General features: G+C 54.8%; 12 protein-coding genes. 7 read left to right on the top strand and 5 right to left on the bottom strand.

Annotation, left to right across the window (positions count from 1 at the left end; all coding sequences use genetic code 11):
- Positions 1–3 precede the first annotated feature (3 nt).
- The 7 genes from arnT to ACYAC5_RS22015 all read left to right on the top strand — a co-directional run bounded on the left by arnT (position 4) and on the right by ACYAC5_RS22015 (position 7,430).
- Positions 4–1,665, top strand: a complete 1,662-nt coding sequence (gene arnT / locus ACYAC5_RS22045) for a lipid IV(A) 4-amino-4-deoxy-L-arabinosyltransferase (protein WP_192234923.1) — start codon at positions 4–6, stop codon at positions 1,663–1,665.
- On the top strand, positions 1,662–1,982 hold the full coding sequence (gene arnE, locus ACYAC5_RS22040) for a 4-amino-4-deoxy-L-arabinose-phosphoundecaprenol flippase subunit ArnE (protein ID WP_101761459.1): 321 nt from the start codon (positions 1,662–1,664) through the stop codon (positions 1,980–1,982). Before arnT ends, arnE begins: the two co-directional genes overlap by 4 nt.
- Entirely contained in the window at positions 1,979–2,344 is a 366-nt protein-coding gene (gene arnF, locus ACYAC5_RS22035) for a 4-amino-4-deoxy-L-arabinose-phosphoundecaprenol flippase subunit ArnF (protein ID WP_462063061.1), read from the top strand. The genes arnE and arnF overlap by 4 nt, the downstream gene beginning before the upstream one ends.
- A gap of 329 nt (positions 2,345–2,673) precedes the next feature.
- Positions 2,674–4,110, top strand: a complete 1,437-nt coding sequence (locus ACYAC5_RS22030) for a sugar porter family MFS transporter (protein ID WP_280173104.1) — start codon at positions 2,674–2,676, stop codon at positions 4,108–4,110.
- A gap of 131 nt (positions 4,111–4,241) precedes the next feature.
- Entirely contained in the window at positions 4,242–5,063 is an 822-nt protein-coding gene (locus tag ACYAC5_RS22025) for a TIM barrel protein (protein ID WP_462063059.1), read from the top strand.
- An 11-nt stretch (positions 5,064–5,074) separates the two neighbouring features.
- A complete protein-coding gene (gene iolG / locus ACYAC5_RS22020; protein WP_462063058.1) occupies positions 5,075–6,085 on the top strand; it encodes a bifunctional inositol 2-dehydrogenase/D-chiro-inositol 1-dehydrogenase in 1,011 nt (336 codons plus the stop codon).
- A 127-nt stretch (positions 6,086–6,212) separates the two neighbouring features.
- Positions 6,213–7,430, top strand: a complete 1,218-nt coding sequence (locus ACYAC5_RS22015) for an aromatic amino acid transporter (RefSeq protein ID WP_462063057.1) — start codon at positions 6,213–6,215, stop codon at positions 7,428–7,430.
- A 54-nt stretch (positions 7,431–7,484) separates the two neighbouring features.
- Here ACYAC5_RS22015 and ACYAC5_RS22010 read toward each other — a convergent pair whose 3' ends face one another.
- From ACYAC5_RS22010 to ACYAC5_RS21990, 5 genes are all read right to left on the bottom strand, one after another.
- Positions 7,485–8,588 (bottom strand): NADH:flavin oxidoreductase/NADH oxidase, encoded by a 1,104-nt coding sequence (locus ACYAC5_RS22010; RefSeq protein ID WP_462063056.1) that lies wholly within the window; start codon positions 8,586–8,588, stop codon positions 7,485–7,487.
- A 97-nt stretch (positions 8,589–8,685) separates the two neighbouring features.
- Positions 8,686–9,966, bottom strand: coding sequence for a type II toxin-antitoxin system HipA family toxin (locus ACYAC5_RS22005; RefSeq protein ID WP_462063054.1), 1,281 nt, complete (start codon positions 9,964–9,966; stop codon positions 8,686–8,688).
- 9 nt (positions 9,967–9,975) lie between these two features.
- On the bottom strand, positions 9,976–10,425 hold the full coding sequence (locus tag ACYAC5_RS22000) for a helix-turn-helix domain-containing protein (RefSeq protein ID WP_280173108.1): 450 nt from the start codon (positions 10,423–10,425) through the stop codon (positions 9,976–9,978).
- A gap of 153 nt (positions 10,426–10,578) precedes the next feature.
- Positions 10,579–11,964 (bottom strand): amidohydrolase family protein, encoded by a 1,386-nt coding sequence (locus ACYAC5_RS21995; protein ID WP_462063053.1) that lies wholly within the window; start codon positions 11,962–11,964, stop codon positions 10,579–10,581.
- Positions 11,961–12,734, bottom strand: coding sequence for a cysteine hydrolase family protein (locus ACYAC5_RS21990; protein ID WP_110866915.1), 774 nt, complete (start codon positions 12,732–12,734; stop codon positions 11,961–11,963). Before ACYAC5_RS21990 ends, ACYAC5_RS21995 begins: the two co-directional genes overlap by 4 nt.
- Position 12,735: the final 1 nt, after the last annotated feature.

Below are 12,735 nucleotides of genomic sequence, written 5' to 3'. Positions count from 1 at the left end.
CGGATGCGTACAGTCACTAAAACCGCGTTACCCCTCGCGCTCTTCGCGCTGTTTTACCTGATCCCGATTGAGTTCCGCGCCTTGTGGCAGCCGGACGAAACCCGCTATGCCGAAATCAGCCGGGAAATGCTATTTAGCGGCAATTGGGTAGTGCCGCACTTCTTCGATCTGCGCTACTTCGAGAAACCGATCGCCGGTTATTGGGTCAATAACCTCGGCCAGTTGCTGTTTGGTCACACTAACTTTGGCGTGCGCGCCGGATCGATTTTCAGCACCACGTTGAGCGCGGTATTGGTGTATTGGCTCGGCACGCAGATGTTCGCCAGCCGTAAAATCGCGCTGAGCGGCAGCATGATTTTTCTCACCTCGTTGCTGGTGTACGGCGTCGGCACCTACGCGGTGCTCGATCCGATCCTGACGCTGTGGCTGGTCGCGGCGATGTGCAGTTACTGGCTGGCGTCGCAGGCCAGCAGCACGCGGCAACGATTGATCGGATATGTGTTGCTGGGTGCGGCCTGCGCGATGGGTTTTATGACCAAAGGTTTTCTCGCGCTGGCGGTGCCGGTACTGGCGATTCTACCTTGGGCCATTTGGCAACGTCGCTTTGGCGAACTGCTGCGTTGGGGGCCGCTGACGATGTTGGTCGCTGCGCTGCTCAGCACGCCTTGGGCGCTGGCGATCAATCAACAGGAAGGGGATTTTTGGCACTACTTCTTCTGGGTCGAGCATATTCAGCGTTTCGCTGAGTCGGACGCGCAGCACAAAGCGCCATTCTGGTACTACATTCCGGTGTTGCTGGCGGGCACTTTGCCGTGGCTGGCGCTGCTGCCGGGATCGCTGATTGGCGCGTGGCGTCAGCGCAGCCAGCAAGCCGGGCCGATCTATTTATTGAGCTGGGTGCTGCTGCCGCTGCTGTTTTTCAGCATCGCCAAAGGCAAATTGCTGACCTATATTCTGCCGTGTTTCGCACCGCTGGCGCTGCTGATGGCGCATTACGCACACAGTGGTTCGGCGCAGGTGATTAAAGCGCTTAAGGTAAATGGCTGGATCAATCTGCTGTTCGGTTTGATCACCACCATAGTGGTTTTAGTGGTGCTGGCCCCCTGGGGCGTTGCGCATCGTCCGGTTTATACCGGCGATGAAGGGATGGGCGTGCTCTGTGCGGCGCTCGCCTTTATAGGTTGGGCCGCGATGGGCTGGCTAAGCCGCAAGCCGGAGAAGGGTCGCTGGCAGTTAGCCGCGCTCTGTCCGCTGGCGCTGGCGTTACTGGTGGGATTTGCCATTCCTGACAAGGTGCGCGATTCAAAGCAGCCACAAAGTTTTGTTAGCGCGGTACACGATCAGCTGGCGGATAGCCGTTATCTGCTGGCAAACAATCCTGGCGTGGCATCAGCGGTGGCCTGGGAACTGCAGCGCAGCGACATCAATTTCTACGATGCCAAAGGTGAGTTGCAATATGGCCTGAGCTACCCGGATGCACAGTCACACTATATAAATGCAGATAGCTTTGCCGACTGGCTGCGTATCCATCGTCGGCTGGGCAAGGTTTCGCTGGTGTTGATGCTGAATGCCAGCGACAGCACGCCGGATAAAAACCTGCCGGAACCGGATGATGTCTATCGTCAGGGCCGCCTGGTTTACTACGGCTACGATGCGAAACCATGAATCTGCTGCTGATTTTACTGGTGAGCGTGCTGAGCTGTGCCGCTCAACTGTGTCAGAAGCAGGCGGCCCATCTCGGCATCAAAAAGGGGATTTCCTGGCTGGCGCTTAGCATCCTGCTGCTCGGTATCGGCATGCTGCTGTGGCTGGCGGTATTGCGCGTGGTGCCGGTGAGCGTGGCGTATCCGATGCTGAGTCTTAACTTTGTGTTGGTGGCGATCGCCGCGCGTCTGATCTGGCGCGAAACCTACAGCGTGCAGCAGTGGATCGGTACGTTGGCGATTGTTGCTGGCGTGGCGCTGATGGGAAGTCATCTATGAAAGGCGTGATGCTGGCGCTGTGCAGCGTGTTGCTGGTATCGCTGGCGCAGCTGGTGCTGCGGTTGGCGATGCTGGATTTCCCGCCATTAAGCGAATTGCTGAGTGTGCAGCACTGGAAACCGCTGCTGCTGTTGGCGATGGGCCTCGGGGCGTATGCGCTGTCGATGCTGTGCTGGATGCTGGCGCTGCGCCAGCTGCCGCTTAACCGGCTCTATCCGCTGCTCAGTTTGAGTTATGTATTGGTGTGGCTGGCCGCGATTTCCTTGCCGATTTTGGGCGAAAACTTCCGCTGGAGCAGCTTTGCTGGCGTGGTGCTGATCGTGTTTGGCTTGATGCTGGTTTCGCTGCCGCGCCGTAGGTGATGGTGTTTATTTATGCACATACCGTAGCGGCGCAATTTATTGCGCAATAAATTGCGCCGCTACGGAAGGTACAGTGATGTGACACGGCGCTTAATTGAAAGGCATTACGCCACTCATGGCGATCTTTTTTATTTATCCCCTCAAAGGCATCCCTAAATAAATACATCATCCTGATGTAAATCCATCAAAATAAAAATCCCAAAATGCTTGAACTCACAATTCGGAAAGCAAATTCCAAATAAAAATTAACATGAAATAAAAACACCGCTAGCGTGAGTGCTCTGTTTTGTTCTGCCGTATTTCCTTAATTTTTTTCACCAGGAGGTATTATGGAAAGAGAACTTTATATATCCACTAACACCGCTTCCGGCCCCAATAGCACCACGCGCACCGAGCCATTTGTTAAAATTATTGCGCTGGTCGCCACGCTGGGTGGATTGCTGTTCGGCTACGATACCGGCGTGGTATCGGGCGCTTTACTCTTTATGCGTGACGATCTGCAACTCACGCCTTTTACCACCGGATTAGTCACCAGCTCACTGCTGTTTGGCGCTGCTTTTGGCGCGCTGCTCGCCGGTCATTTCGCGGACGCGCTGGGACGCCGCAAGATCATCATTTCTCTGGCCTTTATTTTCGCCCTTGGCGCCATCGGTTCGGCCTTCGCGCCGGATGTCATCTCAATGATCGCTTCACGTCTATTCCTCGGAATCGCCGTCGGTGGCGCAGCGGCTACGGTGCCGGTGTATATCGCGGAAATTGCCCCGGCGAACAAGCGCGGTCAACTGGTCACCTTGCAGGAGCTGATGATTGTTTCAGGTCAGCTGCTGGCGTACGTGTCCAACGCCACTTTCAATGAAATCTGGGGTGGAGAACACACGTGGCGCTGGATGATCGCTATCTCAACTGTGCCAGCGGTATTGCTGTGGTTGGGCATGATCTTTATGCCGGAAAGCCCGCGCTGGCACGTAATGCGCGGTAATAGCCAGCAAGCACGCAAAGTACTGGAAAAAACCCGCGCGGCCGATGACGTTGAATGGGAGCTGGAAGAGATTGAAGAAACCATCGAAGAGAACCGGCAACAGGGCAAAGGCCGCCTGCGCGATTTGCGTACGCCGTGGCTGCGCAAAGTGTTCCTGCTTGGTATCGGCATCGCGGCGATTCAGCAGCTGACCGGCGTCAACACCATCATGTATTACGCGCCGACCATGCTGACGGCAACCGGCTTGAGCAACGATGCCGCGCTGTTCGCCACCATTGCCAACGGCGTGATTTCAGTGCTGATGACGCTGATCGGTATCTGGATGATCGGCAAAATCGGCCGTCGTCCGCTGGTGCTGATTGGCCAGATGGGTTGCACCGCGTGCCTGTTTTTTATCGCCGCGGTGTGCTTCTTCATGCCGGAATATCACCCGGCGGGTGACGTCAATCTGCTGCGCGCCTATCTGGTGCTAGCGGGCATGCTGATGTTTCTGTGCTTCCAGCAAGGCGCGTTGTCGCCGGTTACCTGGCTATTACTTTCCGAGATCTTTCCAGCGCGGATGCGCGGTATTTGCATGGGCGGCGCGGTGTTTGCGTTGTGGATGGCCAACTTCGCCATTTCCATGGCGTTCCCGTTGCTGTTGGCGGCATTTGGTCTGGCCGGTGCCTTCTTAACCTTTGCCGTGATTGGTATTGGGGGATCGATGTTCGTGTTGCGCACCATCCCGGAAACCAAAGGACGCAGCCTGGAACAGGTCGAGCACTATTTCCATGAGTTGTATAAATGATGTTGCATTGATGTAAATCAATCAAGGTTCTGGCAGAGCAGCAAAACAACATCGCTTACTATCGCAAGATATCGACGCGACATAACAAAACAGAAGCTAATAAATATTACTCTTTCAGGATAGAACACACCATGACCTACAAAATAAGCCATGACCGACTCTGCGTTAATCGTAAAATCGCGCCTAATCTTAGTCTCGAGCGTTTTTTCTCGCTAGTTGAAAAGCTGGGGTTAAATAAAGTCGAAATCCGCAATGATATGAAAAGTGGTAGCGTGACCGATAATTTAACAGGCGAAGAAGTTCGCCATCTCGCGACTCAGCATGCTTTTACTATTGAAACTATTAATGCGGTTTATCCGTTTAACCAATTAAGCGATGACGTGCTGGAGAAAACGCGCGCTTTATTAAAAGACGCGCATGCCACCGGTGCGAAAGCGTTAGTCCTTTGCCCACTGAATGACGGCACCGTTATTTCCCAGCAGCAAACCGTCGATGCGTTAAAAACGCTGGCGCCACTGTTTGCCGAATTTGGCATTGCCGGTCTGGTGGAACCGCTCGGTTTCCCGCAAAGCTCGCTGCGTTCAGCGGCGCTGGCACAGCAGCTGATCAAACAAGCCGGCGCGCCGTTCAAAATCGTACTGGATACCTTTCACCATCATTTGTACGAAGGGGCTGAACAAGACTTTGCTGGCGGCATCGACGTCAACAATATCGGGCTGGTGCATTTGTCCGGCGTGACCGACGCGCGCCCAACGCATCAGTTAACCGACGAAGAGCGCATCATGTTAAGCGCCGACGATATGCTGAAATCGAAACAACAAGTGCAGCGTCTGGAAGAGATGGGCTATCGCGGTATTTACGCTTTCGAACCGTTTTCGTCGGTGATGGATAACTGGAGCGAAGAACAAATTGCTCGTGAAATCCACTCCAGCATTGCTTACCTGAATAACTAAGGAACACTTCCATGACGCTCAATATCGGTGTAATTGGCACGGGCGCGATCGGTCGCGAACACATTCGTCGTTGCAGCCAGGTGCTGCAACATTCGCGTGTGGTGGCGCTGAATGACATCAACCGCAGCAACTGCGAGCAGATCATCCACGATCTCGGCATTCAGGCGGAGATTTACGACAACGCACATGATCTGATTAACGCGCCAGAGGTGCAGGCGATTCTGGTCACCTCGTGGGGCCCAACCCATGAAGAGTTTGTGCTGGCAGCGATCAAAGCCGGCAAGGCGGTGTTCTGCGAAAAGCCGCTGGCGGTCACCGCGCAGGGTTGTATGAACATCGTGGAAGCGGAAATCGCCGCCGGTAAGAAGCTAGTGCAGGTCGGCTTTATGCGTCCTTACGACGCGGGCTACCGCGCGCTGAAGGCGGTGATTGATAACGGTGACATCGGCGAACCGCTGATGCTGCATTGCGCACATCGCAACCCCGAAGTCGGCGATTCCTACACTACTGATATGGCGATCACCGATACGCTGATTCATGAGCTTGATGTGCTGCGCTGGTTGCTGAAAGATGATTACGTCAGTGCGCAGGTGATCTACCCGCGCTCAACCAGTAAAGCCGCTTCGCATCTGAAAGATCCGCAAATCGTGCTGCTGGAAACCGCCAAAGGCGTGCGCATCGACGTCGAAATCTTCGTTAACTGCGCTTACGGCTACGATATTCAATGTGAAGTGGTCGGCGAAAGCGGCATTGCGCGCCTGCCTGAACCGATGTCGGTACAGACGCGCAGCGCGGCCAAACTCTCCACCAGCATTCTTACCGACTGGAAAAAGCGTTTCATCGATGCCTATGACGTGGAGTTGCAGGACTTCATCAATAACGTGTTGTCGGGTGAGATGACCGGCCCGTCTGCTTGGGATGGCTTCGCTGCGGCGGTTGCTGCCGATGCCTGTGTTGCGGCGCAAAAATCCGAAGACATCGTACCGGTCACTATGCCAGCGAAACCGGCGTTTTATAACTAAGTTGCTTTCCCTTCCTTAAACGCGCGTTAGGTTGAACTGGCGCGCGTATTATCGCGTATCACACTCTCTTCTCAGCGTTTTCCCGTGTATCATCGCCGCCTTTAAGATGTTTTGTAGGGAATAAGTGATGACGGAGATGACATTGTCCCGCCGCCAGCCTTCCGTATGGTGGGGCGCGATGATTATTTGCGGCACCGTGGTGGGCGCAGGGATGTTTACGCTGCCGGTGGTGATGGCGGGCGCGTGGTTTGGCTGGGCGATGATGTTACTGCTGATCAGCTGGGGCGGCATGTTGCTGTCCGGCTTGTTGTTTATGCGCGTCAGCCTCACGTATCCGCCGGGCGCGGGTTACGACACTTTAACCAAAGATTTGCTTGGACGCGGCTGGGCGGCGCTAAACGGCCTCAGCATCTTATTCGTCCTTGGCATCCTGACATACGCGTATATTTCAGCCAGCGGCCCGGTCTATCAGCACTCAATCAGTCAGTTGGGATTACCGATCTCAACTGCAGAAGCCAAGGTGTTGCTGACGCTGTGCGTCGCCGTCGTCGTTTGGCTCGGTACGACCGGCGTCAGTCGCCTCATGACCTTTTGTGTGCTGGCGAAAATTTTGCTGTTAATCGTGCTGTTTGGCGGCCTTCTGACACAGGTGAACATGCCGTCGTTACTAAGCGGACCCGCTGCCGGTGAACGTTACTGGCCTTATGCACTTGGCGTGCTGCCGTTTTGTCTCGCTTCGTTTGGTTACCACGGCAACATCACCGGTCTGGTGAGCTATTACGGCGGCAATAAGCAGAACATCACGCGGGCTTTGGTGTTGGGAACGCTGCTGTCGCTGGCGCTGTATCTGTTTTGGCTAACCAGCACCATGGGAAATCTACCGCGCGACGCGTTTCCTGAGATTGTGAAGCAGGGCGGCGATATCGCTGCGCTGATGGCGGCGCTGCGTGCGCATCTGCACGTCAATGCGCTGGCGCTGATGATGTCGATCTTCTCGCATTTCGCCGTGATTGCCTCATTCCTTGGCGTCACCGCCGGTCTGTTTGATTTCATCGCCGATCGCCTGGGATTCGCGAATTCACCCGTCTCACGCCTGAAAACCGCCAGCCTGACTTTCCTGCCGCCGTTACTCGCCTCGATTTGGTGGCCAAATGGCTTTGTCGCCGCGATTGGTTTTGCCGGACTGTTTGCCACCTTGTGGGCGGTGATCATCCCCGCGCTGCTGGCATGGAAATCTCAGCAACGCTGTTCGCTGGCGGTGGTTTTACTGTTGGTGTTTGGCGCGATGAATATATTGGCCTGGCTGTTGAGCTGGTTTGGGGTATTACCGGAATTTGGTGGATGAGATGAGTCGCCAGAAATGGCGACTCGACTTTTAACCGGTACCTGATTAAAACAATTACTCTTTGTTGGCTACCAACGTGCCTTTCAGGCCGTGCGGCTCGGAGCGCAGATACTGCGGTGGCGCTTTGGCCTGCGCACCCAATTCAGCGGCGGCATGCCACGGCCAGCGCGGGTCGTAAAGTACTGCCCGCGCCAGCGCGATCAAATCTGCGTCACCTACCTGCAATGCTTGTTCTGCCTGCTTTGGTTCCGTAATCAAGCCTACGCCAATCACCGGAATCTTTACCTGTTTGCGGATGTCGCGTGCAAAAGGCAATTGATAACCGGGACCGACCGTGATTTTCTGCTGCGGTGACAAGCCGCCGCTGGAGACGTGCACGTAATCGCTGCCCGCCGCTTCGAGTTGCTGGCTGAAGACAATCGACTGCTCCACATCCCAGCCGCCGTCAACCCAATCGGTTGCCGAGAGGCGCACACCCACCGCCACTGAATCTGGCACGGCGCTGCGCACCGCATGGAACACTTCCAGAGGGAAACGCAGACGATTCTCCAGCGAGCCGCCGTACTCATCCTCACGCTGGTTACTCAGTGGCGACAGGAACTGATGCAGCAAATAGCCGTGCGCAGCATGCAGTTCAATCAACTGGATACCAAGTTTCGCCGCACGCTGCGCGCTGTCAACGAAGGCCAGTTTCAGGCGCTCAAGGTCCTGTTTAGTTAGCGCAATCGGTGCGCGATCTTCAGGATTAAAGGCTTGCGCGGATGGTGCAACGGTTTGCCAGCCACCTTGCTCCAGCGAAAGCTGATTGCCGCCCAGCCACGGCGCGGCGCAGGACGCTTTGCGTCCGGCGTGACCGAGTTGAATACCAATGGGAGTGTCAGAATAGTGACGGATATCTTGCAGAACGCTGGCTAAAGCCGCTTCCGTTGCATCATCCCACAAGCCTAAATCGCCCGGAGAAATACGTCCGGCGGCTTCCACTGCTGTCGCCTCAATGATCAGCAAACCGGCGCCGGAAAGTGCCAGTTGCCCGAGATGAATGCGGTGCCAGGCGCTGGCTTTGCCATCCTCCGCAGAGTATTGGCACATCGGCGCGATGACGATGCGATTATCGAGCGTTAACTTACCCAGTTGTGTTGTACTAAACAGTAAACTCATTGAAACCTCATCTTCAGTGGCTGAATGGCTTTAAGCTTAGGGCGAAAAGCGCATTTTGCAGAGGGCTATGAGTTTGAATGTTGTAGCAAAAAGTAAGTTAAGCGGAATGTGCCGCCGCAAGTCGAAACGCATCAGACATTTTTTCCTGCTCACGTTGTGATAACCCCAAATGTCTGGCGACTATGCGCCATTGCGCAACAATGCTGCTGAATTTTTCAATGATAGTTTCGGCTTCAGGTGCCTTCAGCCGGAAATAGGGCGCAACTTCCCGCGCCAAATCGAGATCAAGCGCATTATCAGCTGCCGTCACATTTAATTTTAGGCCATCAGCATAGGGCACTGGATTGAGATCGAAGGCGGCAGATAACCGCCAGCCCTTGTCTGGAACCAGAATAAATCCATGATTACGCAGATGATCATCGCTGTTAGAAACCAGCATATTAAAGACTATCCGCGACCACAGCTCGCGTAAATCAGCATTGGTTTGGGAGCCATGACGAATCAATACTTCTGCCAGTTCGAGATAACTCACTCCGGTGGACGCATCTTCGCCATCAATATGGCCAGTCATGGTCATCGCGGAGGCAAAGTGCAGACGCTTTCCTTCGGGCGTGCGATCGAAACGGCGCACCATGAAACAGTGATAATCGCTGGCAAATTTTTTCGCCATCGCAGCGGCAACGTCAAGTTCACAAGCCGTGGCGAGAGCATTGACGACCATTTCCCATCCACCCACATCATATTCATCGCGGATGCTGGGGAACTTGGCGATAAATAGCTGACCTTCCTCATCAACCACACTGGCTTTGGGCCGTGCGCCACCCAGAGAACCGCCTGGAGCGATCAACATCCTGAGCCATTCATGTCCCTGAGCAGCACGGTTATCCGGATCGCTTTCCAGCGCGCGGCTTGCACGTTCAAGTGCTGCGATTTCAGTAAATGGGGGAGTCGCAATTTCCAATCTGTTATCAAGAAATTCCCCCTGATCCTCCAGCCGGTAACGCAAAGCACCCACGCGATACAGGTCATGAACCCCCAGTAAAAAATCGGATTCAAACATGCGCGTGCCGGAAGGCAATAATCCGCCACGGATATCGCGTTCCAGGCGACGCTCCATCAATAAGCGTCCCCATCTGTCGGGGCTGGAATCGCCAAACACACCAAATCCAGCACGATTGTTGGCAGGATATTGTGGCCCTTCGAATAAGTGGATGCCGGGATCTAACTGGATCAACAGCAAATCGGGATCGCGAAGCGCTTGCGGGTCATACTGAAATTCAAAAGATTCACGCGCCCGGCTGCGGCGAATATGCAGATAACCGAGACGTTTTGGTTGCTTGAGTCCGTTCCAGTCGGCGTAGACGCTAATCATGGTCATTGTCGGGTCCTATTTTTTCTTCCCTGAAATTAGCAGTGAGGCGAGGCCGGCAGAGGTGACTGTCTGAGCGTTTTTTTGCTCAACTCCGCGCTCATTAGCCTCAGCTACCTGCGTGCTGTTCTCACCCTCATCAACCTTATACGCTGATTTAGCTGCAAATAATTTAGTCGTTGAGGTAAGACGTGCATCCTGCAGTTGGCGACCCAAAGTATCCTCAGCAGCCAGCAGATTGAGATCCTGTTCGAGTCCTAACACCTGCATCACAGCCAGATAGGCTCCGATAGTCACACCCGCGCTACCCGCTTCAAGCGAACGCAACGTCATCGGGGTCATTCCCGCGCGTTCCGCCACCTGTTTAGCCGTCAGTTTTCTTCTTTTACGAGCGAGTTTTAATCGCTCTGCAAAAGCGGCAAGCATTTCGCTCGTTTGAGGAAGAAGCAGAGAAGTTCGCTGTGCCATTGTGTCACTATTTTATCTTTAAATGGGGTTAATGGATAAAATATTAGCACTTTGTCGATCTGCATTCCATTTTTAATGATTAAAATAAAAACGAAAAAGTGCTAATAAATTATCATTTAATGAACATAAAAGATAAAATATTAGCACTTCAATTTAAAACGCCGCCGATCGCCAGCCGCGCGCGTTATCATTGTCGGTGCGCACCGCCAGTGAATGCGCTGCACGTTGCGAACGCGCCATCACCTCTTTTTGATTGAGCTGGGTAAACTCACCATTCCGCAGCAGATAAGCGCCATCAACAAACACATCGCTGACCTCGTGGCCGAGCGCCGAGTAGACCAACGATGAAACCGGATGATGGATTGGCGTCATCGCCGGATGCGAAGTATCAACGATCACCACATCGGCGCGTTTGCCGACTTCCAGCGAACCCACCAGATGTTCAAGTCCAATTGCCCGCGCTCCGTCGATGGTGGCCATCTCCAGCACTTTTTCCGCCGTCATAATGGTGGGATCGCGGTGCACGCCTTTTTGCAGCAGCGCCGCCACTTTCATCGCCTGAAAAAGGTTGTGATTGTTGCTACTGGCCGGGCCGTCTGAACCCAAACCAACGGTCAGGCCGGCAGCCAGCATATCCGGAATCGGCGGCACGCCGGAAGCGAGGTAGAGATTGCTGCAGGGATTGTGCGACACGCGCGTGTCATGATGTTTGAGTGCGCGGATGTCGCGCGAATTGCACTGCACGCAATGCACCGCCAGCACGTCCGGGCCGAGGAAACCGATATCGCTGAGGAATTCGGTATCGCTGGCCTGAAAACGCAGCTTTGCCTGCTCGATCTCAAAATCGGTTTCCGCCACATGCGTAGTGATCAGCACGCCGGTTTCATCCGCCAGCTGGCGCGTGCCGCGCAGCACTTTCTCATCCAGCGCCCAAATCATACTCGGTGCCAGACCGACTTTTACCCGGCCATCGATCTGGTGATGACGATTGATCACCGCGCGCGCATCGGCCAGCGCCTGTTCAGGCGTTTCGATCAGTTCAGCAGGAATGCCGTGCTCAGCGCCGCTGGTGAGAAAACCGCGACACACATGACCACGAATACCGCTGACTTCAAAGGCCTCGATCACTTTGGCGGTTAATCCTGGACGCGGATGCGCGTACATAAAATCGACCAGCGAAGTGACGCCCGAACGCAGTGATTCCATGCAGCCGTGCAGCGCGGCGGCGTAAACATCCTCTTCGGTCAACGCTACGGCGCTGGGTCCGGTCATGCAGGTGAACCACTTTTTCAGCACCATGTCATCGCCGAGACCTTTCAGCAGCGTCTGAAACAGATGCGTATGCGTGTTCACCATGCCCGGCATAATAATGCGTTCGCGGCAGTCGATAATTTCCGCTTCAGGATAGCGCTGCTGCAAAGCGTCGCGCGTGCCGATGGCGCGAATGGTCTTATCTTCAATCAGCAAACTGGCCTGTTCCAGAATCTCGCGTTGCGGATTCATGGTGATCATCCAGCCGTCAGCCAGCAGATAACTCATGAGGCGTTCTCCAGTTGCTGCTGTAATTCAGCGGCATTAACCACAAAACCAAAGCATTGCTGCACGTTATACAGCGTGGCATCGCGGCAATAAGCAGGCGAGGTGGTGGCGCTGCAATCTTCCAGCAGCAGGCAGTCGTAACCGCGAAAGTTGGCATCCTGTAAGGTGCAAAGCACGCACTGATCGACGTTAACACCGGCAAACAGCAGCGTGGTGACGTTGAGATTGCGCAGAATGCTGTCGAGCTCGCTGTCCTGAAAACCGGACATGCGGTATTTGTTGACGCGAATGTCATTGGCATCCGGCGTCAATTCGTCCACCACTTCCGCCGCCCAACTGCCGGCCTGCAACACCGGCGCGCCGGAAACCGGCAGCGGATCGCCTAATCCCACGCCATCACCATTCGGGTTATAGACGTGCAGCAGCGCAGGGCTGAGATTGAGTTTATCAGCGCGATTGCCCCAATTGAGCCAAATCACCGGCACCTGTGCAGCGCGCAGCGTCGGCAGCAAGGCTTGCAGCGGCGCAATTGGCGCGCGCGCGGGCGTGACATCGACGCCGATATGCCCGAGCCAGCCTTCGGCATGACAAAAGTCGTTCTGCATATCAATCACCAGGATAGCCGTGCGCTGCAGATCAAAAATCACTGAACGTTCACGCGATGTAAGCTGCACGCTGCGCGACACCTGCGCTGGACGCCGCGTATCAACCACTTGCGCTGAAACGCGCCACTGATTGTGTCGACTGCTGCCTAAAACGTTCTCCGGCATA

The sequence above is a fragment of the Pantoea sp. y20 genome (assembly GCF_054903455.1).
Note: the sequence above shows the minus strand (reverse complement) of the source record. Positions and strands in the feature narration are given on the sequence as shown.

What these genes read in the sequence shown, in the direction of transcription:
- arnT (WP_192234923.1), top strand. Translation starts at nt 4, where the DNA reads ATGCGTACAGTCACTAAAACCGCGTTACCCCTCGCGCTCTTCGCGCTG.
- ACYAC5_RS21990 (WP_110866915.1), bottom strand. Translation starts at nt 12,734, where the DNA reads ATGCCGGAGAACGTTTTAGGCAGCAGTCGACACAATCAGTGGCGCGTT.
- arnE (WP_101761459.1), top strand. Translation starts at nt 1,662, where the DNA reads ATGAATCTGCTGCTGATTTTACTGGTGAGCGTGCTGAGCTGTGCCGCT.
- iolG (WP_462063058.1), top strand. Translation starts at nt 5,075, where the DNA reads ATGACGCTCAATATCGGTGTAATTGGCACGGGCGCGATCGGTCGCGAA.
- ACYAC5_RS22005 (WP_462063054.1), bottom strand. Translation starts at nt 9,966, where the DNA reads ATGACCATGATTAGCGTCTACGCCGACTGGAACGGACTCAAGCAACCA.
- ACYAC5_RS22015 (WP_462063057.1), top strand. Translation starts at nt 6,213, where the DNA reads ATGACGGAGATGACATTGTCCCGCCGCCAGCCTTCCGTATGGTGGGGC.
- ACYAC5_RS22010 (WP_462063056.1), bottom strand. Translation starts at nt 8,588, where the DNA reads ATGAGTTTACTGTTTAGTACAACACAACTGGGTAAGTTAACGCTCGAT.
- ACYAC5_RS22030 (WP_280173104.1), top strand. Translation starts at nt 2,674, where the DNA reads ATGGAAAGAGAACTTTATATATCCACTAACACCGCTTCCGGCCCCAAT.
- ACYAC5_RS21995 (WP_462063053.1), bottom strand. Translation starts at nt 11,964, where the DNA reads ATGAGTTATCTGCTGGCTGACGGCTGGATGATCACCATGAATCCGCAA.
- ACYAC5_RS22025 (WP_462063059.1), top strand. Translation starts at nt 4,242, where the DNA reads ATGACCTACAAAATAAGCCATGACCGACTCTGCGTTAATCGTAAAATC.
- ACYAC5_RS22000 (WP_280173108.1), bottom strand. Translation starts at nt 10,425, where the DNA reads ATGGCACAGCGAACTTCTCTGCTTCTTCCTCAAACGAGCGAAATGCTT.
- arnF (WP_462063061.1), top strand. Translation starts at nt 1,979, where the DNA reads ATGAAAGGCGTGATGCTGGCGCTGTGCAGCGTGTTGCTGGTATCGCTG.